Raw genomic sequence first — 22,997 nt, 5'->3', positions numbered from 1 at the left:
AGGAGGATACAATGCCAGAGTTTGGAACACCGTTTTCAGGATTGGCCAAAAGCCAGCCCCTAAACAATGAAGAACTTATCCGGGCAATAAGGTTTATGGTAGCGGCCGAATACGAAGCCATTCAGTTATACCTGCAATTGGCCGAATCCACTACCAACAGGCTTGCCATAGAAGTACTCAGGGATATTGCCAATGAAGAAAAAGTACACGCAGGTGAATTCCTTAGACTTCTCAAAGAACTTGCACCTGACGAAGAATCCTTTTACGCCGACGGAGCTAAAGAAGTAGAAGAAGAGATAGAAAAACACAAGAAATAAACCGGTTACACGGGGGGCGGTCTGTACCGCCCCTCTTAAACTTCTGTTTAACAAAAAAGCCGCAACCCTCAGTTTGCCTGCTTATCAGTCTTACGGTAAAGCTGCTTTCCTTAATACAAAACATTCCCAATCCAGTTGTCTTTATTTCCCTCATCAGCCGCCAGCATTACTTAAAAAAACACTTGCACGAAAAAAAAGAACCTGTTATATTATAAATGTTAGGCAAGCCTAACTATTAGGGAGGTGCTTGAATGACTGACATAAGCGCAATTACTCCGGCCATGCAGGACTACCTTGAGACAATGCTGTCCCTGTCTGAGTCTGTAAATGAAATCCGGGTGACGGATATTGCCGCCAAACTTAGCATAGCCAAAGCCACCGTAACCCAGGGGATAGAATACCTGAAAAAACACGGGCTGGTGCTTCAGGAAAAATATGGTCCGGTAGAGCTTACCGCCAGCGGCAAAGCTATGGCCGTGGAAGTGCGCTGGAGACACCGCAAGCTAAAACAGTTCCTGACCGAAGTGCTCAGCGTTGATGCCAAAATAGCCGAAAAGGATGCCTGCCTCATGGAGCACGTTGTCAGTAAGCACACCATGAACCGCCTGATGCATTTTCTGGAATCAACCGATTGCATGAACTGTGCTAAAAATATCAGTCAAAAAGATACCCCCGCTATAAATAATTTGAGCCAAGTGCAAAGTAACAAGGAGACTAACCCTATGGAAACTAAACCAATCAGAGCTCTAAATGAGCTCAAGGTCGGAGAACGGGGGCGGGTAATCCGCATTGCCTCTGACAAGGCGCTGAAAAGCCGTGTCCTTGACATGGGCGTTACCCCCGGTGCAGAGATTAAAATGGAAGGTCACGCCCCTATGGGTGACCCGGTAGAAGTAGATGTAAAAGGCTATCACCTGACCCTGAGAAAAGACGAGGCTGCTCAAATCTATGTGGAGGTGGGCGCCTGATGGAAAGATTGCCGCTTGGTCTGGTCAAGTCCGGTTTGACGGCTGTCATCAGGGATATCCGCGGTAGCGAGCACCTGAAACAGGAGCTGCTTGAGCAGGGACTGGTAGACGGCTGCCGGGTAAAAGTAGTGAAGAACGATACGGGCGGGCCGCTCATTATATCTGTTAATGACACCCGTTTAGCCCTGGGACGCGGGGTTGCCCTGCAGGTATTGGTTGAAGAGGCTGACAGTCTAAAAAAATTTAGCCATGAGTTAGGTATTACTAACTTATGCGGCACAGCCCTCTGCAAAGAGGTGGGGAAATGATTAACAGCAAATCAATTGTGGTTGCGCTGGCGGGCAATCCCAACTGCGGAAAGACAACTGTATTCAACAACCTTACCGGTGCCCGCCAGCACGTGGGCAACTGGCCCGGTAAGACAGTTGAAAAGAAAGAAGGACGCTTTAGCTTCGGCGGCCGGGAAATACAGGTCGTAGACCTGCCGGGCGCTTACAGCCTGGGAGCTTATTCCGAAGACGAAATTATCGCCCGGGATTTTGTCCTGCTGGAGAAGCCGGATATTGTGGTAAATGTGCTTGATTCAACCAATCTGGAACGTAACTTGTACCTGAGCGTCCAGATGATGGAGATGGGAGCCCGGGTAGTGCTGGCCCTGAATATGTACGACGAAGTCAGCGCCAAACAGATAAAAATAGACACCGCTGAGCTTTCCAAGCGGCTGGACATACCGGTAATACCCACTACGGCTTGCCGCAAAGAAGGTATGAAGGAACTTGTAACAGCCGCTCTTAATCAGTCCGGGGCTAATAACCGCGAGCCGCTAAAAATAGACTACGGCAGGGAGGTTGAGGCGGAGCTTAGCGCTCTGGCCCAGACCATTAAGACTATTCCGGGTCTGGCAGATAAGTTTATTCCCCGCTGGCTGGCAATCAAAATCCTGGAAGGCGACCAGAATATCTGGAAGGTTATCGGTAAGTACGGCCAGACCGGACAGCTGGTGGCACAGCGGGATGCCACCGTCAAACGCTTGGAAGATAAACTGGGTGAAGACATGGCTTCCCTGATTGCCGCACGCCGTTACCAGTTCATCAGCCAGGTTCTGACGGGAATTGTAGTTAAACCGTCCAGCCAGAAGCAGTCTTTCTCAGATAAACTTGACCGGATACTGACCCACCGCCTGCTGGGTATTCCCATTTTCTTCCTGGCAATGTTTGCGGTTTTTCAGCTGACCTTTGCCCTGGGTTCTCCGCTGGCAGATTTGGTTGACCAGCTTTTCGGCTGGCTCGGGGGGGTGGTCAGCACAGGCCTGACAGCTATTTCCGCCCCGGATTTTGTTACCTCGCTGGCGGTAGACGGTATTATCGGCGGGGTGGGTTCAGTGATTGTCTTCCTGCCGAATATTATCCTGCTTTTCCTGGCCCTATCACTGCTGGAAGACAGCGGCTATATGGCCCGGGCAGCTTATGTCATGGACCGCTTTATGCACAAACTGGGCTTGCATGGGAAATCATTTATGCCCCTTATTCTGGGATTCGGCTGCAACGTACCGGCCATTATGGCCACCCGGACACTAGGCAACAGAAATGACCGCTTGATTACTATCTTGATTAACCCCCTGATGTCCTGTACCGCCCGGCTGCCGGTCTATGTCCTCTTTGCCGGAGCGTTTTTCAGCGCCAATCAGGGCATAATCATTTTCTCCCTGTACTTGCTGGGTATTATTCTGGCAATCATCATGGGTATGATCTTTAAGAAATTCCTTTTCAAAGGTGAATCATCTCATTTTGTCATGGAGCTGCCGCCTTACCGCATACCTACACTCAGGAGCACCCTTACCAATATGTGGGACCGGAGTTACACCTTCCTGCGCAAAATGGGAACTATTATTCTGGCGGTTGTAGTTCTGGTCTGGGTGCTGTCCAACCTGCCCTTCGGGGTAGAATATGCCAGCCAGGAAAGCATTCTGGGCAGGATAGGCAGCTTTATCGCACCGGTTTTTGCCCCTGCCGGCTTCGGTTTCTGGGAAGCGGGTATCGCCCTGCTCTTCGGTATTCTGGCCAAAGAGGTAGTGGTGGGTACACTGGGTGTAGTCTATGGAGTTGAGGAAGCGGGACTGACCGCCGCCATCGCCGGCTCCTGGACAGCACTCTCCGCCTATTCTTTCATGACCATGACCCTGCTGTATATCCCCTGCATTGCGGCTATTGCGGCAATAAAGAGGGAGACAAATTCGTGGAAATGGACATCTTTTGCTATCGGCTACAGCATTATATTAGGCTGGGTAGTAGCAGTACTGATATACCAGGTCGGGCGGCTGCTCGGGCTGGGTTAAACCGGGAGGTATAACATGGAAACAGTGGTAATTGTAATAATAGGCCTGCTGGTAACCGGGATAATTATCCGTCAGGTCACCAGCTCCGCTAAAAGCGGCGGCTGTACCGGCTGCGAACTGGGGGGAAAGGATAAGACCTGTTCACAATGCGGGGCAACAAAACAGCCGGACAGCTTCACAAAAAAGTAAGGCGACGGGGGTTAACATAGGCACATATTAAAAGGTAAACCCCAGAAAAAATTACTTGCAATCTGCCCCTAGAAAGGTTGCTGTCTATCAGGATTTTTGATACTGGCAGACATACGTAAATCCCTGCCCACCTTAAGGAATAAGTTCCCAAAGCTTTGGGAACTTATTCCTTCGCCAATTTAAACTTAGCATAATTATCTGCATTCCCAGGCCTTAGTAGTATCATTTATCCCGTCCGATAACTTATTTATGGCTTTATGATATGCTTCAAAGGCACATCTGCCTTTAGCCGTAAGCCCAAACCGGACTGATTGTATAAATTTATTTTACTCCGGTACTGTTAGCTATAAGAGCCAATTGCGTGCGGTTGGAAACCCCGAATTTTTTCATACAGGTGTACACATATTTTTTGACTGTACTGGCAGTATATTTTAACGTACTTTCAATGTCTTTATTTGAATACCCCCGCGCCAGAAGATTGAAGACCAACCGTTCTTTATCATTAAGGTCTATATCAGCCTTAATATTGCCTAAATTATCAATAGTATCCCCGGTATGCGCTTTCAGCCGGTTTACAAGTGCCCGGTGCAAAATCCGTGTATCCCAAGCGCCTACACCCGCATATGCCATCTTAATTGCGCCGGCTATTATAGCGCCGGATTGCTCCTTTAGAACGAACCCATCCAGTACTAATAGTCCTAAATGCCTTTCTTTCCGGCAGTCATATCGCAAAACTGCCCATTTATTTTCAGCATACAGCTGAAAAACTTCTATTAGGAGACTATCACCTTAGTGATAATTTAAACTAAGATAACACTGTTAAACTTCCCTGACATCGTACTTAAAGCCTATGCAATATCAGTGATAGGTTACTAATGAGGTATCAAACAGGTATTCTGAATTAGCGGCCAAAGTTATCTAAATACAAGTGGTTAGGCTATCTAAAACGGAGGAAAGAAGGGCATCGGCTTTATGAAATTTTGTACAGTTATTGTGCCGGTCCAGTATTATATATAAGCCGAATTGGTCTCTTGGAGTTCCTGAATAAATAAACATACTATCAGCTGGGTTATCTGAGGGGGTTTAGTAACGCCATTTCGTGAGCAAAAGGCAATAAATCTGCCTACCATGTAGCTGTAATTGTGGATTGTTGCCGGGCTTAACTGCCCCACCTTGCAGACTAAAAGGAATGACGCAAGGCTCTTTTCGAGATTATTTTCAGCAGTTAACAGGTAGCTCGCTATATTGGGGCAATCGTGGGATTTTTGAGTAGACAAACGGTAGCTCATACTTCTTTTTTGGCTACCGGACTGTTTTTAGCTTTATGGTGGAGCTGAGGTTGCAGTAGGTAGAACTCTTAAGGAATTTAATTTAACTTTTAGCATAAATCTGCAGCGTCATTAGCCAAGTAAAAGCGAATTTATTAATAGAATAAGCTTGTTACGAGACTAGATTTTTGAAGAAACATTTTCAAGGCAATAACCTTTGCCGAGTTTCGTGACAATAACAACAGGATTTTGATGGTCTGTTTCGATCTTTGAGCGTAAACGATTAATATATACCCTCAATGCTTCAATTGCACCATCGTATTCTTCTCCCCAAATTGCCTCTGAAAGCTCTGAAAAAGTGGCTAGCTCTGGTGAATTCTTAAGGAGAATTCCTATAATGATACTTTCCGTTTTAGTTAAAATAATCCTTCTTGATTTATTAAATAATTCACCAGATATCGGATTGAAAGAGAGTGTCCCCTTTACGATCGGAGACCTAAGATTATGTGAGTTTCTGCGTATCAGTGCCTTAATTCGAGCAATAAGTTCGAGCTGACCGAACGGTTTTACAACATATTCATCTGCTCCAAGCTGAATGCCTTTCACAATATCCTGCTCACTGTCTCGCACAGATGTTATGAGAATGGGGACATCGGAAAATTGCCTGATTTCTTTTATAACATCGAACCCAGAAATGTCTGGTAGCCCTATGTCCAATATTACAATATCAGGAGTTTCTTGTTCTGTTAATTCTATTGGTACACAAGAGCAATCAACTATTGCCAATCCATCAACGCAATGATCAAAAAAGTATCGGAAGGGATCCTTTTGCTTATCTTTACAATTTTCAATTTTCACCACAAACACACTCGCAACGATTTTAAGTTTATTCTTATATGAACTAACTAAGGCACAGCCTTTGTGACAAATATTCTTAAGGTATGGACCTAACAAAAAGTTATCCCTGAAAATTATTGGGTTTTTGCAGTTATTTTTATTCAGTGCTTATATTTGATTGGTGGGCATAAAATATTTGCAAGTATAACTAAAAGATAAGTGTAATACTTGATGGTATGCGGAGATAACCGGGCAACTTTACATGTGAGAACAAAGGCTTTCAGCCTTCCAGAAAGGTTTTTGAAATCAGTTAAATGGTAGGTTTCAGCTTTGGGCTGTTCGTGAGAACCGGAACTAGTTAAATGGTCTAAAAGCATTCATTTTTGGCTACCGGCGGTGCTTTTAGCTTTATGGCAAAGGTACTACCTATTGATAAAATGCACCGCTCCAAAGCAAATCGTTAAAACTTGCACCGCTCTTGCACACCCCTTATTTTAGCCGTTTTAGCAGGGATCACCAGCCCACCCGAACCACAACAGTAGTCAGTTAAAGTTCATTCCATGCTTTCTCGTATCAAAGACACCTTTCCAGTAGTTCTCCCGCTCGATGATGGTCTCGACCTTAGTCTTAGTGTCAAAAATCTCTAAAATGGAATACTTGAAGTTTTTTATAATGTAGTCGTTATCCTTAGATTCGAGGATTTCAACAAAACCTTTGTTCCCGCCAGTCAAATTCCTTTTGTCGGCGTATGCGCTCCACCGTTGCCATATTCCCTCGTTGTTGCCGGAAGCCGAGCCGATATACAGCTTTCCGTTGCTCGTATCGGTGATGACATAAATGCCCTTTACATTCGATAGGGCTTGTTTCCAACTCGGCTCGTTTTGAGATATTATTTGTCTAAGGTCACTATGCTTTAAACTGACGCTCTGGTAGCCGGGAAAGTGTCCGAGTTTTGTGCTTGGTGCAAGTTCATATATTTCAGGATTTAACTGTTCTTGCAAGTTCTCGTATTTCCGATTATAAAGGTCACGTCCGATAGGCTTGTCAATTTTTATTATAAGCCGCTTGATGTACTCTTTATAATCATCCATAGGATAAAGATTGTATCCAGAACCATTAAATACTTCTGGCATAATTTTTTCGACTTTAAAGAGACCGCCAAAGACAAAATACTCAGCTCCGTATGGGTAATATTGTGCAAGTGCAATGAGATAATCGGCATAGTTTAAATTATTGTTTGATTGCTTTGTTTTCCATCTATTCATGCCAATCCATTCAGGGTCATCTTCTAAAAGCAAATCCCAAGCACGCTTGTCCCAGTCTCCTGCATTCATGTTAAATTTCACCTTGGTTCGTTTTGGGTCAGGTGTGGAAATAAAATCTACAAATTTAATCACATCAGCACCTCCTATCAAATATTATTGGTCTGTGTCGCTATTGCTTTGTAGCATTAGCGACTAATCTATAACCAGACTGTCAATTTTTACAAGCCGTTCTGGGAGGTTCTTCTTTTTCAATTCAAATTCCCAAATCTTTTTAACGCATATCTAAATGCGGCATCGCCTGAATAATTTTGCCGTCAAGCGCCTTGCCGTTAGCTTTCTTATTACGCTTAACTCCGTCCGAACCCCAAGTTCCCCACTGTTTGAAGAAGAATGCCGCACCTTGCTCATCAGCTTGTTGTAATATTGAGCGAACCCATTCTGGTTTCATCGGGCGTGCTTGTACACCGCTTTCTCCGCCTACAATAACCCAATCGATATCAGTAAGGTCGAGTTCACCCACATCTTCCACCAACGGCTCACACGAAAGGAATCGAACAGAGGCTTGCAATGGACGGAGTGATTCGATGCGATGTTTAACCGACGGCGATTCTACTGTTACTCCGAGCCACACATTTTTGGGGATATCAGTCTGAGAGAAATATCCAGCCATTCGTTCTGCACGTTTTGTAAGAATTTGATAACGATGCTGGGGAGTCTGCCTTATCGTATTCATAACGCTATCAATAAAACCGAACGGCACTTCATCGTGGAATAGGTCGGCCATTGAACAAACAAATATGGTATGAGATTTCTTCCATTTAATAGGTTCGCATAACGAAGCCTCATGCATTGTCGGCGTAAATCCATTGGCATACTTTGCAACGCCCATAGCACGAAGCCTGTTTGCCATTGTCTCCGCATAACAATGAGCGCACCCAGTTGACTGCTTTGTGCAGCCCGTTACCGGATTCCACGTCCTGTCAGTCCATTCTATCTTAGTAGTTCTCATACAGCACCTCCAAAAGTTATACGCATTTCATCTGAAAACGACCCTTTTCGTGGAGGATTGTTGGTTTTTGGATTTACGGCACTAATCAAGCCCGTGTCAAACATCGTGCGTAAGACTTCTTTATAGTTTTTCTTGATATATGGGCGGTCAACGCTATGCTCTTCATAAAGTTCCAGAAAATCAATTGTCCGTCCAGCATATTGCTCTATCAGCATACCCTGCAGTTCATCAAGCGGACGTGAAAGCAGATCGAACAATGTGCCTTGCCTATAATACATATCGCGTGGGTTGTATTCAAAATTTGCAACTCCGTCTTTTGTGTCAGAACTTTCTTTCGCCATTATTTCTTTCATTATCTCATAACCACGAAAGTTTTTGCTCAGAAAGATAAGATGATGGCTTGTTCTTGCCCCGTTGTTGTTCTTAAAACGGAAAGGCAGAACAAATCTGCTGCCATTTTGTCGCAGAGCATCACATAATTCTTGAACAACAATCACTTCTCGCTCGTCGGTAGTAAGAGTATCCAACAATTGATTTCGCAGCTCGTCAAGACGTTCCCCGCCGAACAATGAAGCCATATGCTGTTTTATAGCGTCATTATTTACACCCATATTCACACGATTATAGTTGAAAAAGAATACACAGTCACAACCCCAATCTTTGATGATTGAGGATACCAAATTTAGCGACAGGCCCTTATAACCCCAAGGGTCAACAAAGAAGAATGTCGGCACAATACTCTTGCTACTGAACATTTTTGCTATTTCGTCGCCGACCTCCTCATTATAAAAGCTCGGCGCATACTTAAGTTTTTTAATTCCGGGCACTTGTGCAATTGCTGTTTTCAGACTTTCGATGTTTGCTGCATCTTTGTCATTAAACAACGTAACCATTCGGCTCGTCAAATCAGGATTGGAAAGTATCGTTTCTAAAACCAATAGCGGCGTAGATTTACTTTGGTCATCATACCTACCAGGTCCAGCGAATAAGTCTATGTATGCCATTCGCTGGGCATGCTGAGGGTATCTCTTCTGTGTCGCAAGTATAATGCTCGCCCACGTCGAGAAGTATTTTGATACAATCCGCGCTTTGATTATTGACTGCTCGCGTTGTTCTTGAAAAAACTCATTGTTCATAATCCGCCCCCCTGATTAACCAATCCACACGAAGTCAGTTCTTCAGTCAATGTCTTATTGTTTTCGGTTTTACCTTTCCGGTAAAACATAATTATCTCCTAACCTACCTGTATTTCAGCTTTGCTACCACCTGTACGCTCTTTCGTAACGGTAATTTTACGGTCTATTTTTTCAGCAAGCCCGGGCACATGAGATATGATACCGATGAGTCGGCTGGTCTTCGATAGGCTCATTAACGTCTGCATAGCTTGGGTTAACCTTGTGTCGTCTAATGTATCGAATCCTTCATCCACGAACATTGAATCAAATCTTATGCCACCAGCGTTGTTTTGTATTTCGTCAGAAAGACCAAGTGCAAGTGACAAAGCAGCAATAAACGACTCACCACCTGAGAGAGTTTTGGCATCACGTTCAGAACCGTTATAGTGGTCTATAACATTTAAGTCCAAGCCACTTTGTCCTTGCTTACCGCTAACATCACGCCGCTTCAATTCATACTGGTTACTTGACATTTGTAACAGCCGAATATTTGCCCGTGCAATTATTCTATCGAAGTATGCTGCTTGGATATACGTTTCCAGTTTAACTTTTTCCTTTCCACTAATATCCCCATTTACCGTGTCAGAGATCTCTTTCATCCATTTGTAGTGAGTTTCGAGCTCACGGATGGTATCTGATGTTTTTGTGATAGCTCTCAAAGTGGTTTGATTGGTAGAATTTCGAGTGCTAATAATACGGTTGCTTTCTCCCAATACACGCTGCGAGTTTTCGATAGATTCCTTTTCTTGTTTTAGTGCATCTAAATCCAGGGGCTTTGAATCACCAAGCTGTGCTTGTAATGTCTGAATCTCTGTTGCTGTGCCATCAGCTTTTGTTTTTGCCGCATCAAATATGGTTTGGGCAGTTTGAAGCGTATCTTCATATTTTTTCTTTTTAATAGTGAGGATAGATATTTCCGCTTTTGCATCAGCTTCACTCTTGAATTTGAGTTCTGCAGCCTGTTTATCTCGCATTTTAGAATCAGCTTCAATCTGAGTGGTCAGCGTAGCTACTTGTTCTTTTGCTTTACCAAGAGCCTCGCCGACTTTCACAAGATTTTCTTCAGAAAGCGGTATCGCTTCATCAAGTTCCTTTTTGCGATCCATTCTTTTTTCCTGTTCTCCAAGTTGCTCACCTATGCCTACCAGTTGAGCTTCTAACTCAGCCAATGTATTTTTTAAGACTATTGGGATATTATCGAACGGTGTTTCACCAAGTAGCGATGCTGCTGTTACTTTGATCTCATCTCGCTTGGTATCGACTTGCCCTCCTAAATTATTTGCTAAGCCACTGGCAGTTGCCATTTCCGTATCAGCGGTTTCAGCAAATTTCTTTGTTTTATCAAGCACCTCTTTTGTAGGAGCCTTGGGCGACAAAACAGCAGGCTCAGGATGTTCGATTGATCCACAAACAGGACATGGCCGCCCAACTTCCAGTTCCGCCGCCAATATACCTGCTTGCTCGTCAAGGTAAGCCTTGTTGAAGGCTTCATATTCATCTCTTTTTGTCTTTGCTACTGTAGACTTTGCTGTGTAGTCCTCTTGTGCCGTTTTAAAGCTAACGAGTAGTGAGCCATAATCATCCAGCGAGGTTGCCAATACCTTGAGTCTGCTTTGCCTTGTCGTTATCGCGTCCTGTTGACCGCGTAATGCTTCGGCTTTGGCTGCGGCATCCGATAACGAGTCCCGTTCTACTTTGGCAGTTTCAAGAGCAGCTGCGTCAGTACCTTGTTGTTTTAGTTGGTTTTCGACGTTTTTACTTTCAACAGAAAGCTTTTCTTCGTTCGCCGTTATAGTATCAATAAGAGTCTGCAATTCTTGGTACTTGGGTAAAGACCTCTCTATTTCAGTTATTTGAGTTTTTACACCTTCGTACTCAGGCTGCTTTTCTTTCTCCGCCTTTAAAGCCGACTCAGCTTCGGCCTGAGCGGTTGTTTCAGATGGTAGACGGTCTTGCGCCGCTTTCAAAGTGTATCGCGCTTTTTTGTCCTGCTCTGCTTGTCCGACTTTTTGGTTTATCTCAGCCAGTTTAGTGCCGACTTCTGTAAGCAGTTTTTCGTTCGCGGAAAAAACTTCATTATCAGCAACAATAACCTGGTTGAGCCATTCAATGACATCATCTTCCAATATAAGACCTGACTTAGCATCTGAGAGTTTCTGTTTGTTTTCATCATCATTAGAATCAACTTGAATATTGCCGAGGTTATATTCGTAGTTACGCCGTTGCTCTTTAAGCTCTTGAGCGAGTCCGCTTGTATCTTTCTTGACTCTGTCTTGATAGGTTTTGTAAGCATCTGTGTAGAAAACTTTACGAAATATCTCAATGCGGTCTTCGGTGCTGGCGTGAAGGACTTTTAGGAACTCGCCTTGTGCTATCATCGCAATCTGGACAAACTGCTCGCGGTTAATGCCAAGTATTTCCTCAACCTTTGAATTGACTTCCCTCAGTTTCGTAACAATTCGACCGTCTGGCATAAACCCGCCGCCGCCTTGCCATTCTACAGTTTTTGATATACCGCCTTGCTCACCATCAACTACAGACCTTAAGCGTGGCAAGCAATGAGTGTAGCAATGCTCACCCAATTCTATACCAATGTATTTGCGTCCCATTTTATGAGCAACAGCAGCAGTTGTGCCGGAACCAAGGAAGGAGTCGATAATGAGGTCGTCTGGGTCTGTAGCTATTGTAAGAATATGCGAAACAAGTGGCTCTGGCTTGGGGTATGGAAATTTACTCTTGCCGAATAACGCTTGCGATTCCTCTGTACCACGTCTCGTGGAAAAATCGGTCTCTATCCAAATGGTGCGTGGTATCTTTTCTTTGACCCGCATTTTTTGAGCAATTCTAAATTCACCGTTTCGCATCAATTGCCCAACAATTTCTTGATTCATATATTGTGCAGATTTTTCTTTTCCCCATCGCCAAACGAACTGTGTTCCGTCTGTTTGCGATAATGGCGGATATAATTCTATGCTGTCTACCGTTGGAGTTAATGATAAGTCATAGTATCCATCTTCATTTTGCGTATTTGAAACATAAAACGGATAGTACAAATTCGGACGGTTACCTTTGTGAAAGTTACTATTGCTATTAAATAGAGGATGTAAATAATACGCACCAAACTCATCCTCTTTGTTATACTTTTTTGTGTCGGTGTTAGCCAGTTTATTCATCTTTAAAGTGCGAATATCCTTGGCGTATATATGAATAAAGTCGTGCGTTTGAGCAAACGAACCGTAGTCTCTGCCATTTGGCGTTGATTGATTTGATATAGTTTGCACAAAGTTTCCTCTACCAAAAATCTCGTCACACATCACTTTCAAGTACGCTTGTTCGGTGTCGTCAATACTTATCCAAATACTCCCATCAGCGCTCAATAAACGTCGTAAAATTTCAATTCTTGGCTTCATCAAAGAAAGCCAAATAGAATGCTCTAAATTATCGTCATAAAATTCAAATGCTGCCCCAGTGTTATATGGAGGGTCAATATATATACACTTCACCTTTCCTGTAAATTCCTGCTCTAATGCTTTTAGTGCAAGCAGGTTATCCCCATGTATGAGCATATTCTCGGCGGTAGGATCACCGTAATCTTTTGATGAGTCATGCAAAAGTATACGCGGCTCAACAGCCGGTTCTTCTCCTTTGCCAATCCATGTTAACTCCAGTTTCTGCATATCGTATTCCTCCAGTTATACAATCTCAAACGAGAATGTCATTATCGTTTCAGTTTCAATCTCACCGTTTAGGCGGCTGCGGATATCTTCCAAGAAAGCATCACGCTCACGCTCTAACCTATCTTCTTCATCGTAGAGTTCACGTTGCTTCTTCTTCAGTGCTGTTTCGAGTTTGTTTATTTCAGCCGATTTATCCAACATTTCTTCAAGAGTTCCTACATCTTTTAATGCTCGGCGCTCTTTTTTCTTTTCGGCGATTTCTTTTCTGGCCGCCCTTAGATATTTCTGCAAGCCATCTTTTAGATCTTCGGTATAAGCCTCCATCTGGGCTTCCTGCTCCAAGAAGAACCTCATATTACGCTCGGCAATCTCAGCCTTTTGGTTTGCAATCCGCTCTTGCCGCTGGGTAATAAGGTCTGCAGTTTCAGGGGAACATTCACCGACCACAGTGGCTTTCAGTCTCATAATACGTTCGAGCATATCATCATCAATATAAGTTCCATCATTTGTTATGACTGAAAAGAGAAGATGCTCCTCGTTTTCGATACCCTTGTGCGTCATTTTATCAATGGATATTATTCCATTCTTCAAATTTGGATGGCTGTCTAAAAAGCTTATGCGCTCTGCGGTTGGTAGAATCGAGTGCATGAATTGAATCTCTACTTCCGGTAACTTGCCGGGTTTCATAACCCCTTTAATCCAATCGCTTACTAATTCACCGTCTCGACGCAGAAACTCATCATGCTGTACCTCTGCATCACGCCAACGCAGATTATAGGTCTTGGTTTCACCGTTGCTTTTATATGTAAAACGCCATTGATTGAGGGGTTCAACACGTTCTGCGCCCTGCATCACAAAAAAGCTGAAAAGCCACTGCGAAAACCGATCAAGCTCCATTATTGTATTGGTATGGCAATCCTTCAACCGTACAGATACTTCTTCATCAAAGTTATCTAAAATTGATTGCCGAGCCTCTGTCATCCTCTCGTCTATTTGATCGGATAGTTCCGACTGCAAAGCATCAAAAGCAGCTTTTATTTCATCAGGTTTTCGGCAGGTTTGATAAATATCAAGAATGCGCTTTTCAAAGTCCACTCCATCTTCGATTGCGCCTAAAACCTCATCAGATGAACCGAAGGTGCCTTCGAACAGCCTGAATTTTTGTGAAAGAAGTTGATACACCCTTTCATCTGCGGCATTGCCGTTGTTTAGGAAGTTTATAACGATAACATCATTTTTTTGCCCATAGCGGTGACAACGCCCTATGCGTTGCTCTATACGTTGCGGATTCCACGGCAAATCATAGTTAACGACTATATTGCAGAACTGCAGGTTTATACCTTCGGCGGCCGCTTCTGTGCCGATAAGTATTGAAGCGTTATTTCGGAACTCTTCAATAATTGCAGATTTCTTGTCTGCTGCCATTGAGCCGGAAATCATTCCATCATCCTTATGACGCACTTTCCATTCACTATAAACACGGTTAGATACGGGGTCAGAGTTTGAACCGTCTAAAAACACAATCTGCCCGTCATAGCCGTTTTGAGTAAGAAGATTCATTAAATATCGTTGAGTACGTTTGGATTCGGTAAAAATGACGGCTTTCCTTGCGCCTCCAAGCTCCTCATTTCTCTTAAACCCTTCTTGAAGAGCTAAGAGCAAGTTATCACCTTTGGCGTTTGTCTTAATACTATCAGCGAGTTCTGCATACTGCTTCAAATCCTCAATTTCCTTTTTAATGCCTTCGTAATCCGCCGTAAGCTCATCAGTTGCACCACAGTCTCCATCGCTGTTTTCACCATCGATAAGTTCCTCAATGCCATCGTAATCATCGAGGTCGGTAAGGTTTAACTGGGCTTCATAATCGGTCAATTTCAAATTCAACCGCTCAATGATTGTAGACAGCGTACCGTGGATTGCCATTGAGGATGACGCCAGAAGTTTTCGAGCTACTAACATCAAAAGTTGGCGTTGCCCTTGCGGGAACGCATGAAGTCTCTCTCGTTGTAAATAATTAGACACGTTATTGTACAGCTTCTCTTCGTCAGGACTTGGTGTATAACTCGATAAAATGACTGTTCTGTCCGTGTAAGGAACATATTCTCGTACTTGATGACGCAATGTTCTCTTGCAAAAATTATGTAAGCGTGTTTTTAAGTTCCTGTTCCTGAGTTCGATGTTCGACACATTAACGTATGCCTCACGAAAAATATCAGGGTCACCAAAAACCCTCTCATCAATAATGCTGACAAGACCGTAAAGTTCCATCAAATTATTTTGGAGTGGGGTTGCGGTAAGGAGTAGTTTCTTTTTACCTTTGAGAGCCAGCTTTAGGTTGTTCCCCATGACATTGTTACGCTTGTAGACGTTGCGTAGTTTATGCGCCTCGTCCATTATCACCAAATCCCAGTTGGCTAACTGAATGTCACGCATCTTTGCCGATGCAAAATTATATGAGCATATTACCACCGCATCTTGAACCAGAAACGGATTGCATGACGGGTCGTTCTTTTTTGCCTTGTTATAATTTTTGGATTCTAATATTTCTGAACGTATAAAAAACTTTTCTTCAAGTTCCGTTCTCCATTGGGTCCGCAAGGATGCCGTTACTATTAATAGTATTTTTCGTTTGCGTTCTGACCAACATTGTGCAAGTACAAGCCCGGCCTCAATCGTCTTTCCAAGACCAACTTCATCTGCCAGCAATGCGCCGCTTGATAGAGGTGATTTTAACGCAAATAAAGCCGCATCTACTTGGTGTGGATTTAAGTCAACCTTTACTCCTGACATAGATGAAGCAAGCCCGTCAATTTTGTCTTGCGGGCGTCTTAGCATAAGTTGTTCGGCAAAAAACCGGATTTGATGCTCTGTATACGACATTGCGTGCTATCCCCCTCACTCGTCTTCAGACATTTCCATAATGTCCGAAATATCACAATTCAACGCTCGGCATATTTTTTCGAGAGTTTCCGTATTGACGTTTTCATTTTTCCCCAGTTTCGTAACGGATGCAGAACTGATTCCCGCCAAGGATGGGAGGTCTTTTTTCTTAAGGTCGCGGTCAATTAGAAGTTTCCATAGTTTTTTATAGCTTATTGCCATTTCAATACCTCGCCTTCAGGTTCTCTGACTGTGCTATTTTGATTATTATATAACCTTTGATGTGTTATTGCAAGATAAATTAGTGCGATAGCATGATTTTTTGATTCTAATGCTTTAAATCTCTTTCCGTGGAAAAGTTACACTTTCCTCATAATTCCGGTATTGACAAGCCTCATAATAAAATGCTATAATTCGCTTATAAGCGATGTAGCTAATTAGCTGCATAGAAATATGTTATGCGTCAAATGAAAGGAGTTCGAAAATGGCTGGAGAATTTGGCAAATTTATTGACAGTAAAAGGAAAGGGCGCGGTTCGGGCGGTGATGATATAAAATTAAAAGACATCGCTGATGCAATGGGGATGACCGCTTCCTATCTCTCAGACATCGTCAAAGGTAGGCGCAATCCGCCTGAGATTCATATTCTCGAAAAAATAGCCGCTGTGCTTCAATTAACATCGGACGAAAAAGAAGAAATGCTTGATCTTGCCGGAAGGGATAGGGATTCTGCTGCTCCCGATTTGCCGGAATACCTAATGTCAACGCAGTTACCTCATGTCAGAAAAGCATTACGCCGAGCAACCGAGAAGAATCTTGGCGATGCTTTTTGGAAGAAGGTATGTGAGGAAATCAATAAACAGGATGAGGAACAGTAAATGGGAGGAATGTAGATGGCAGTATTACTTGATTCAAATGCTCCGCATATTTCCAGAAATGATTTTGATAAAGAGGCTATAGAATTTTTAGAGAGGTACTATCCAGAGGCACTGCAGAGTCCAATGGCAGTACCTATCTTGGAAATTGCCCGCAAGCGCATGGGCTTGCGAGTAGTTGAAAGACGTTTATCTGAGGATTTTAGTGTATTGGGTCAAATGTGCTTTACCAGTGGTATTGAAGAAATTTATGTAAAGGAAACAGATGAGTATCAAAGCGTGAAGGTGCGCTACGGTACTATGATTATCGACCCTGATACAATCGAAAAGCGCAATGAAGGCTGCAAGAATAATACCATCGCTCACGAAGCGTTCCACTGGCATAAACATCGAGATTACTATATCGCCGCTTCGGTGGTCGATCCCAAAAAAGCTATTAAAGTTCGTAGCGGCTTCGACAAATACGATGAATCCAGTAAGGCGGACTGGTTGGACGAAGATTGGATGGAGTGGCAAGCGCGAGGCATCGCTCCTCGTATCCTTATGCCTCCAGTACAATTTGACGATATGGCAAAGCAATTTATTGAGGACTTTTCTACTACAAAATTCCCAAGTATTCATTGGCAATCTAAGTATCATTGGCTTGTTAATGAGTTAGCCAGTTTTTTCAAAGTATCAAAACAATCCACTGAAATCCGTCTTATTGAGAGAGGTTACTATTTGCGTGAGTAATTGCATAAATATGGCTATTTTTTTACTTAAATACTTCGCAACATAGCTGATTTGCTTGTTTGTGGGAAAGGAGGTTTTATGCAAGAAACAGTTAAATGCCCGAAGTGCCACAAAAGGATATTTGACCTTGAATGGCGTGAACGAACAGTTGTAAAAACCAAATGCATTCATTGCCGCAACATAGTAGCAATCGAACGTGAGCCAGTAGGTCTGGCAAAGCAAACTTCAGAACCCAGACGACTACAGAAAGCCCTTTAACCTTATCTGAGTCGTAATTAAATTAATCAACTCATACCGAGCAACGGAGCCGAGTGCGAGCTACCAAATGGCCGGATGATTTACGAAACGCAAATTCGTAATCATCCGGTCTTTTGTGTTTTGTAAGCATTCGGCTCTTCATATATCTCTCGCTTGGCTCCTTGCATATTCGAAAGGAGTCAACCATGAGCCAAAACAACACTTTCAGAACCACCCCCATTCCGCATCGCACGAAATTTGGTGAGCCAATGATTTACTATACACTTTCGGACGATGGGAAAATCCATACCGAAACGTCAAGGGCAGCTTGCCTTGCCCGTTCCGAAGAACCCGAAAACTCATTCCCACAACGCTGGTATGTCGATGAAGAATCCGGCCTTGTTGTCCGTCTGCCCCGTAACCAGATGGGTGAAGACCTCGCACGGGAGAATATGCGCTCTATATGGCGGGAACAAAAATATCAAGAGCGGAAATTCCAATGCGTATGGAAAGGCACAAACAAATGTGATCAGAAATGTGAGACTTGTAAGTCCCGCACGAGCCGCACAGTTGAACTTGATAAGCCATTGGGTAGCGATTCTGACGGCTCGGATACATTTTACGAACCTGCCGATCCCACTGATATCACAGAATTTTTAGAACAAAAGGCTGTATTAGACACTCTCTATGCCGCACTTGCTACGCTCACTCAAAAAGACCGTGAGCTTATAACAGACCGCATTATCCTTGAAAAAACCGTGCGTGAATTAGCGCCCAAGTACGATTTTAAATCATCGCGGAGCATTACCGTTCATGTACGCCGTATCCTTGACATCCTGCGAAATGACGAAGCCCTGAAGAAGTTTTTCGAGTAACCACTCTCCGTGGTACGCAACCGCCCCTCTTCTGTCTGTAGACGGTAGAGGGGCGGCAATGCTTCTCGGAAACGGAGGTAAGAAAATGCAAACAGAAGCAAATGAAAGGAACGCGGAAATGCGTGATGCCGAGCTGGACGAAGAACTTGCAGGCATCCTCACGGCAATAAGCGTCGTGTCTAAACGTCTTGCCAAGAAGCTGATCGCACTTCAAAAGCAGAAAGAATCCACCAGAGAAGGAGGTGTACCAGATGAGCAAGATGAGTGAACTCGACCTCTGTGTCGGCGAACTTCGTAGTGCTGCACAGTCCCTGAACACAGTAGCTGATAGCTTGACTTCTCTTTTCAGCGGCAGCCAACCCAGAACATCGGTACAGCCAGAATCAAAGCCAACTTCAAAACCTCTAACGCTGGAAGATGTCAGAGCAGTACTTGCGGAAAAATCTCGTAACGGTCACACCGCTAAAATTCGGGAACTGCTTGAAAAGCATGGCGCTGCGAAGCTATCAGAGATCGACCCCAAAAAGTACGCAGCCCTGCTCGCAGAAGCGGAGGTACTGGGCAATGGGTAAGCATGCACTTCTCTCTGCTTCTTCAAGCCACCGATGGTTGAACTGCCCTCCCTCGGCCAGGCTTGGTGAGCAGTACGAAGATAAAGGCAGCAGTTATGCCGCCGAAGGCACGGAGGCACACACCCTTTGTGAGTACAAGTTAAAAACAGCGCTCGGCATCCGCACCAAAGATCCAACCACCAGCCTGACCTACTACTCCGAAGAGATGGAGGAATACGCCAACGGATATGCCGCTTACATCATGGAACTGGTGGAAACGGCAAAGCAAAATTGCTCCGACCCTGTGGTGCTGATTGAGCAGCGTCTCGACTTTTCTAAGTATGTCGAGGGTGGCTTTGGCACCGGCGACTGCGTGATCATCGCTGACGGCACGCTCCACATCGTGGATTACAAGCACGGACAAGGTGTACTGATCGAATCTGACGACAACCCGCAAATGAAACTATACGCCTTGGGTGCTCTGGAGTTGTTTGACGGAATCTATGACATCGACACAGTCAGCATGACCATTTACCAGCCAAGGCGGGATAACATCAGTACCCACACGGTTTTCAAAGAATCACTTTATCAGTGGGCAGCAGAAACCTTAAAACCTATCGCAGACCTTGCCTACGACGGCAAGGGCGAATTCCGGTGTGGCGATTGGTGCCAATTCTGCAAGGCGAAGCATGACTGCCGCAAACGGGCAGAGCAAAACCTTGAACTCGCAAAATACGAATTCAAGCTGCCGCCCCTTCTGGAAGATGATGAAATCGAACCCATTCTTGGCAAGATAGACGATCTTGTTTCGTGGGCTTCTGACATCAAGGACTACGCTCTTCAAAGTGCACTCAGTGGCAAGCATTGGTCAGGTTGGAAACTGGTTGAAGGTCGTTCTAACCGCAGGTACACAAACGATGAGGCAGTCGCTAATGCCGTCAGCGCGGCAGGCTACGACCCATATGAACACAAGGTGATGGGCATCACCGCAATGGAAAAGGCTCTCGGCAAGGTAAAGTTCTCCGAACTGCTCGGCAGTCTGGTCGAGAAGCCACAAGGCAAACCAACGCTCGTACCGGAGGGCGACAAACGTCCGGCAATCCATACAGCAAAACACGATTTTAATGATTATGAGGAGGAGAATTCCAATGGCTAACACGACAAACAATGTAAACGCACAGGCTCAAAACCCTATGAAGGTCATCACAGGACCCGATACCCGCTGGTCTTACGCTAATGTGTGGGAAGCGAAATCTATCAACGGCGGCACGCCGAAGTTCTCGGTATCACTAATTATCCCCAAATCAGATACCAAGACCATCGCCAAAATCAAGGCAGCGATTGAAGCGGCTTACCGCGAAGGTGAGGCGAAACTAAAAGGCAACGGCAAAACCGTACCGCCCCTTGCCGCCCTCAAGACCCCGCTCCGTGATGGCGACACCGAAAGACCCGATGATCCCGCTTACAACAATGCCTATTTTATCAACGCCAACAGTGCAACCGCACCGGGCGTGGTAGATGCAGACCGTCAGGAAATTATAAACCGCTCGGAAGTTTACAGCGGTGTATATGGCAGAGCAAGTATCAATTTCTACGCTTTCAACAGTAACGGCAATAAAGGCATTGCCTGTGGCCTGAACAACCTGCAGAAAATCCGCGATGGCGAACCCCTCGGCGGTAAATCCCGTGCGGAGGATGATTTTGCCACCTACGATGACGAGGATTTCCTCGGCTAACTACATTCGCGAGACTACGGAGGGCGGCAGGGCAACTTGCCGCCTTCTTCGATTATGGAGGTCTTATGAGAACATTATCCATAGATATTGAAACCTATAGCAGCTACGACCTTTCCAAATGCGGCGTGTACAAGTATACCGAGTCGCCCGACTTCGAGATTCTTCTGTTCGGTTATTCCGTAGATGACGGCGAGGTTCAGGTCATCGACCTTGCGACGGGCGAACATCTACCGCCAGAAATCCTCAATGCGCTAACAGACGATAATGTTCAAAAATGGGCGTTCAACGCCAATTTTGAGAGAGTCTGTCTCTCTCGATACCTTTCGGATATGGATATCAGTCTTGACCCCTTCGCCGATAACCACCACTCTGCTGAAATTCTCGGCAAGGCGAAATACCTGAACCCCGCATCGTGGCGGTGTGCGATGATATGGTCAGCATACATGGGGTTGCCCCTCTCCCTCGAAGGCGCGGGAGCGGTATTGGGACTTGAGAAGCAAAAACTGACCGAGGGCAAGGATCTCATCAGATATTTCTGCTCACCCTGTAAACCCACCGCCACAAACGGGCAAAGAACACGGAATTTGCCGGAACACGCCCCCGACAAATGGGAAGCATTCAAAGCATACAATCGCCGCGACGTTGAGACGGAACTCTCTATCCACGAGCGGCTCGCCAAGTTTCCCGTGCCTGAAAATGTATGGGAAGAATACGCCCATGACCAAGAGATTAACGATCGTGGCGTAGCTTTGGACATGGCGCTCGTCCGCAATGCCATTAAAGCAGATGCCCGCTCCCGTACCAAGTTGACCCGCTTGATGAAGGAACTCACCGATCTGGATAATCCAAATTCACTACAACAAATGAAACAGTGGCTCGCCGATAACGGTATGGAAACTGATTCTCTCGGGAAAAAAGTGGTAACGGAGCTGCTTAAGGATGCACCTGAGCCACTTGGAAAAGTCCTGTCGCTCCGACAGCAATTAGCAAAATCCTCGATCAAGAAATATCAGACGATGGAGAACGCCGTCTGCGCTGACGGTCGCGCCCGTGGAATGTTTCAGTTTTACGGCGCTAACAGAACCGGCAGATGGGCTGGGCGGCTCATTCAAATGCAAAATCTGCCACAAAATCATCTGATCGACCTTGAAGATGCACGATGGCTTGTTCATGATGGAGACTTCGCCGCTTTGGAACTTCTCTATGACAACATTCCCGACGTTCTCTCCCAGTTGATCCGCACAGCCTTCGTGCCGAAGGATGGCTACAAGCTAATTGTCGCTGACTTTTCGGCGATTGAAGCCCGCGTCATCGCTTGGCTTGCCGGAGAGCGGTGGCGAAACGATGTGTTTGCCACCCACGGCAAGATTTACGAAGCTTCGGCAAGTCAGATGTTCCATGTTCCGATCGAGGAAGTCACCAAAGGTAGCCCGCTCAGGCAAAAAGGAAAGATTGCCGAACTTGCCCTCGGCTACGGCGGCTCGGTCGGTGCACTCAAAGCGATGGGCGCCTTGGAGATGGGTTTGTCGGAAGAAGAACTCCGTCCACTCGTTTCAGCATGGCGGTCGGCGAACCCGAATATCGTGAGGTTTTGGTGGGATGTTGATCGCGCGGCTATGAAAGCAGTCAGGGACAGGACGATGACCGAAACTCACGGCATTCACTTCGGCTATCAAAGCGGGATGCTGTTTATCACGCTTCCCTCCGGCAGGAGGCTTTCCTATGTCAAGCCACGTATCGGAACAAACCAATTCGGCTCAGACTGTGTGACCTACGAGGGCGTCGGTGGCACAAAGAAATGGGAGCGTATTGAAAGCTACGGTCCCAAGTTTGTAGAAAATATTGTGCAGGCGATCAGCCGGGATATTTTATCCTACGCCATGCAGACGCTCCGTCATTGCTCCATCGTGATGCACATCCACGACGAAGTCGTCATTGAAGCCGGTCCAGAGATGTCTGCCGAAATTTTATGTCAGCAAATGAGCCGTACACCGCCTTGGGCTGAGGGACTTTTACTCATTGCCGATGGGTTCGATTGCTCATTTTATAAAAAAGATTAAATGCCAGTACGC

At 45.1% G+C, this 22,997-nt stretch carries 23 protein-coding genes; 14 read left to right on the top strand and 9 right to left on the bottom strand.

The window, feature by feature from the left end; all coding sequences use genetic code 11:
* Window positions 1–11: 11 nt before the first annotated feature.
* The 5 genes from ACE6F3_RS03150 to ACE6F3_RS03130 all read left to right on the top strand — a co-directional run bounded on the left by ACE6F3_RS03150 (window position 12) and on the right by ACE6F3_RS03130 (window position 3,809).
* On the top strand, window positions 12–317 hold the full coding sequence (locus tag ACE6F3_RS03150; protein ID WP_324664111.1) for a ferritin family protein: 306 nt from the start codon (window positions 12–14) through the stop codon (window positions 315–317).
* Between the two features lie 251 nt (window positions 318–568).
* Window positions 569–1,285, top strand: coding sequence for a metal-dependent transcriptional regulator (locus ACE6F3_RS03145; RefSeq protein ID WP_041340915.1), 717 nt, complete (start codon window positions 569–571; stop codon window positions 1,283–1,285).
* Entirely contained in the window at window positions 1,285–1,593 is a 309-nt protein-coding gene (locus tag ACE6F3_RS03140; RefSeq protein WP_052470922.1) for a FeoA family protein, read from the top strand. Before ACE6F3_RS03145 ends, ACE6F3_RS03140 begins: the two co-directional genes overlap by 1 nt.
* The gene (gene feoB, locus ACE6F3_RS03135) at window positions 1,590–3,620 is read left to right on the top strand and encodes a ferrous iron transport protein B (RefSeq protein WP_324664115.1); all 2,031 of its coding nucleotides are present in this window, start codon (window positions 1,590–1,592) and stop codon (window positions 3,618–3,620) included. Before ACE6F3_RS03140 ends, feoB begins: the two co-directional genes overlap by 4 nt.
* 15 nt (window positions 3,621–3,635) lie before the next feature.
* Window positions 3,636–3,809, top strand: a complete 174-nt coding sequence (locus ACE6F3_RS03130; RefSeq protein ID WP_324664117.1) for a hypothetical protein — start codon at window positions 3,636–3,638, stop codon at window positions 3,807–3,809.
* A gap of 321 nt (window positions 3,810–4,130) precedes the next feature.
* Here ACE6F3_RS03130 and ACE6F3_RS03125 read toward each other — a convergent pair whose 3' ends face one another.
* From ACE6F3_RS03125 to ACE6F3_RS03085, 9 genes are all read right to left on the bottom strand, one after another.
* The gene (locus ACE6F3_RS03125) at window positions 4,131–4,439 is read right to left on the bottom strand and encodes a LuxR C-terminal-related transcriptional regulator (protein WP_324664119.1); all 309 of its coding nucleotides are present in this window, start codon (window positions 4,437–4,439) and stop codon (window positions 4,131–4,133) included.
* Window positions 4,440–4,816: 377 nt separating this feature from the next.
* Window positions 4,817–5,098, bottom strand: a complete 282-nt coding sequence (locus ACE6F3_RS03120; RefSeq protein ID WP_324664121.1) for a phage integrase N-terminal SAM-like domain-containing protein — start codon at window positions 5,096–5,098, stop codon at window positions 4,817–4,819.
* Window positions 5,099–5,257: 159 nt separating this feature from the next.
* The gene (locus ACE6F3_RS03115; protein WP_392654987.1) at window positions 5,258–5,935 is read right to left on the bottom strand and encodes a response regulator transcription factor; all 678 of its coding nucleotides are present in this window, start codon (window positions 5,933–5,935) and stop codon (window positions 5,258–5,260) included.
* Window positions 5,936–6,456: 521 nt separating this feature from the next.
* Window positions 6,457–7,311: a GIY-YIG nuclease family protein gene (locus ACE6F3_RS03110; RefSeq protein WP_392654985.1), complete on the bottom strand. Its 855-nt coding sequence runs from the start codon at window positions 7,309–7,311 to the stop codon at window positions 6,457–6,459.
* Window positions 7,312–7,450: 139 nt separating this feature from the next.
* Window positions 7,451–8,188 (bottom strand): phage Gp37/Gp68 family protein, encoded by a 738-nt coding sequence (locus tag ACE6F3_RS03105; RefSeq protein WP_392654983.1) that lies wholly within the window; start codon window positions 8,186–8,188, stop codon window positions 7,451–7,453.
* A complete protein-coding gene (locus ACE6F3_RS03100; protein WP_392654981.1) occupies window positions 8,185–9,324 on the bottom strand; it encodes a three-Cys-motif partner protein TcmP in 1,140 nt (379 codons plus the stop codon). The genes ACE6F3_RS03105 and ACE6F3_RS03100 overlap by 4 nt, the downstream gene beginning before the upstream one ends.
* A 98-nt stretch (window positions 9,325–9,422) precedes the next feature.
* On the bottom strand, window positions 9,423–13,040 hold the full coding sequence (locus ACE6F3_RS03095; protein WP_392654979.1) for a DNA methyltransferase: 3,618 nt from the start codon (window positions 13,038–13,040) through the stop codon (window positions 9,423–9,425).
* Between the two features lie 15 nt (window positions 13,041–13,055).
* Window positions 13,056–15,920 (bottom strand): SNF2-related protein, encoded by a 2,865-nt coding sequence (locus tag ACE6F3_RS03090; protein WP_392654977.1) that lies wholly within the window; start codon window positions 15,918–15,920, stop codon window positions 13,056–13,058.
* A gap of 15 nt (window positions 15,921–15,935) precedes the next feature.
* Entirely contained in the window at window positions 15,936–16,142 is a 207-nt protein-coding gene (locus tag ACE6F3_RS03085) for a helix-turn-helix domain-containing protein (RefSeq protein WP_392654975.1), read from the bottom strand.
* Window positions 16,143–16,404: 262 nt separating this feature from the next.
* Here ACE6F3_RS03085 and ACE6F3_RS03080 point away from each other — a divergent pair, with 262 nt between their 5' ends.
* The 9 genes from ACE6F3_RS03080 to ACE6F3_RS03040 all read left to right on the top strand — a co-directional run bounded on the left by ACE6F3_RS03080 (window position 16,405) and on the right by ACE6F3_RS03040 (window position 22,985).
* A complete protein-coding gene (locus tag ACE6F3_RS03080; RefSeq protein WP_392654973.1) occupies window positions 16,405–16,797 on the top strand; it encodes a helix-turn-helix domain-containing protein in 393 nt (130 codons plus the stop codon).
* Between the two features lie 15 nt (window positions 16,798–16,812).
* Window positions 16,813–17,526, top strand: a complete 714-nt coding sequence (locus ACE6F3_RS03075; RefSeq protein ID WP_392654971.1) for an ImmA/IrrE family metallo-endopeptidase — start codon at window positions 16,813–16,815, stop codon at window positions 17,524–17,526.
* A gap of 78 nt (window positions 17,527–17,604) precedes the next feature.
* Complete coding sequence (locus ACE6F3_RS03070; RefSeq protein ID WP_392654969.1) at window positions 17,605–17,784, top strand: hypothetical protein; 180 nt, start codon at window positions 17,605–17,607, stop codon at window positions 17,782–17,784.
* A 185-nt stretch (window positions 17,785–17,969) separates the two neighbouring features.
* Window positions 17,970–18,638 (top strand): hypothetical protein, encoded by a 669-nt coding sequence (locus ACE6F3_RS03065; protein ID WP_392654967.1) that lies wholly within the window; start codon window positions 17,970–17,972, stop codon window positions 18,636–18,638.
* An 85-nt stretch (window positions 18,639–18,723) separates the two neighbouring features.
* A complete protein-coding gene (locus ACE6F3_RS03060) occupies window positions 18,724–18,906 on the top strand; it encodes a hypothetical protein (RefSeq protein WP_392654965.1) in 183 nt (60 codons plus the stop codon).
* Window positions 18,890–19,210, top strand: a complete 321-nt coding sequence (locus ACE6F3_RS03055; protein ID WP_392654963.1) for a DNA ligase — start codon at window positions 18,890–18,892, stop codon at window positions 19,208–19,210. The genes ACE6F3_RS03060 and ACE6F3_RS03055 overlap by 17 nt, the downstream gene beginning before the upstream one ends.
* Window positions 19,203–20,345 (top strand): DUF2800 domain-containing protein, encoded by a 1,143-nt coding sequence (locus ACE6F3_RS03050; protein ID WP_392654961.1) that lies wholly within the window; start codon window positions 19,203–19,205, stop codon window positions 20,343–20,345. The genes ACE6F3_RS03055 and ACE6F3_RS03050 overlap by 8 nt, the downstream gene beginning before the upstream one ends.
* A complete protein-coding gene (locus tag ACE6F3_RS03045) occupies window positions 20,338–20,925 on the top strand; it encodes a DUF2815 family protein (RefSeq protein WP_277853105.1) in 588 nt (195 codons plus the stop codon). Before ACE6F3_RS03050 ends, ACE6F3_RS03045 begins: the two co-directional genes overlap by 8 nt.
* A gap of 65 nt (window positions 20,926–20,990) precedes the next feature.
* Window positions 20,991–22,985, top strand: a complete 1,995-nt coding sequence (locus ACE6F3_RS03040) for a DNA polymerase (protein ID WP_392654959.1) — start codon at window positions 20,991–20,993, stop codon at window positions 22,983–22,985.
* Window positions 22,986–22,997: the final 12 nt, after the last annotated feature.

This window comes from Dehalococcoides sp. THU4 (genome assembly GCF_043231265.1).
GTDB lineage: Bacteria > Chloroflexota > Dehalococcoidia > Dehalococcoidales > Dehalococcoidaceae > Dehalococcoides > Dehalococcoides mccartyi.
The sequence above is the reverse complement of the archived record's forward strand: the minus strand, read 5'-3'. Positions and strand labels throughout refer to the sequence as shown.

Coding starts and splice junctions, on each gene's coding strand:
- ACE6F3_RS03070 (WP_392654969.1), top strand. CDS start 17,605: ATGCAAGAAACAGTTAAATGCCCGAAGTGCCACAAAAGGATATTTGAC.
- ACE6F3_RS03120 (WP_324664121.1), bottom strand. CDS start 5,098: ATGAGCTACCGTTTGTCTACTCAAAAATCCCACGATTGCCCCAATATA.
- feoB (WP_324664115.1), top strand. CDS start 1,590: ATGATTAACAGCAAATCAATTGTGGTTGCGCTGGCGGGCAATCCCAAC.
- ACE6F3_RS03050 (WP_392654961.1), top strand. CDS start 19,203: ATGGGTAAGCATGCACTTCTCTCTGCTTCTTCAAGCCACCGATGGTTG.
- ACE6F3_RS03125 (WP_324664119.1), bottom strand. CDS start 4,439: ATGGCATATGCGGGTGTAGGCGCTTGGGATACACGGATTTTGCACCGG.
- ACE6F3_RS03150 (WP_324664111.1), top strand. CDS start 12: ATGCCAGAGTTTGGAACACCGTTTTCAGGATTGGCCAAAAGCCAGCCC.
- ACE6F3_RS03065 (WP_392654967.1), top strand. CDS start 17,970: ATGAGCCAAAACAACACTTTCAGAACCACCCCCATTCCGCATCGCACG.
- ACE6F3_RS03075 (WP_392654971.1), top strand. CDS start 16,813: ATGGCAGTATTACTTGATTCAAATGCTCCGCATATTTCCAGAAATGAT.
- ACE6F3_RS03100 (WP_392654981.1), bottom strand. CDS start 9,324: ATGAACAATGAGTTTTTTCAAGAACAACGCGAGCAGTCAATAATCAAA.
- ACE6F3_RS03145 (WP_041340915.1), top strand. CDS start 569: ATGACTGACATAAGCGCAATTACTCCGGCCATGCAGGACTACCTTGAG.
- ACE6F3_RS03140 (WP_052470922.1), top strand. CDS start 1,285: ATGGAAAGATTGCCGCTTGGTCTGGTCAAGTCCGGTTTGACGGCTGTC.
- ACE6F3_RS03045 (WP_277853105.1), top strand. CDS start 20,338: ATGGCTAACACGACAAACAATGTAAACGCACAGGCTCAAAACCCTATG.
- ACE6F3_RS03055 (WP_392654963.1), top strand. CDS start 18,890: ATGAGCAAGATGAGTGAACTCGACCTCTGTGTCGGCGAACTTCGTAGT.
- ACE6F3_RS03060 (WP_392654965.1), top strand. CDS start 18,724: ATGCAAACAGAAGCAAATGAAAGGAACGCGGAAATGCGTGATGCCGAG.
- ACE6F3_RS03040 (WP_392654959.1), top strand. CDS start 20,991: ATGAGAACATTATCCATAGATATTGAAACCTATAGCAGCTACGACCTT.
- ACE6F3_RS03105 (WP_392654983.1), bottom strand. CDS start 8,188: ATGAGAACTACTAAGATAGAATGGACTGACAGGACGTGGAATCCGGTA.
- ACE6F3_RS03090 (WP_392654977.1), bottom strand. CDS start 15,920: ATGTCGTATACAGAGCATCAAATCCGGTTTTTTGCCGAACAACTTATG.
- ACE6F3_RS03095 (WP_392654979.1), bottom strand. CDS start 13,040: ATGCAGAAACTGGAGTTAACATGGATTGGCAAAGGAGAAGAACCGGCT.
- ACE6F3_RS03080 (WP_392654973.1), top strand. CDS start 16,405: ATGGCTGGAGAATTTGGCAAATTTATTGACAGTAAAAGGAAAGGGCGC.
- ACE6F3_RS03130 (WP_324664117.1), top strand. CDS start 3,636: ATGGAAACAGTGGTAATTGTAATAATAGGCCTGCTGGTAACCGGGATA.
- ACE6F3_RS03085 (WP_392654975.1), bottom strand. CDS start 16,142: ATGGCAATAAGCTATAAAAAACTATGGAAACTTCTAATTGACCGCGAC.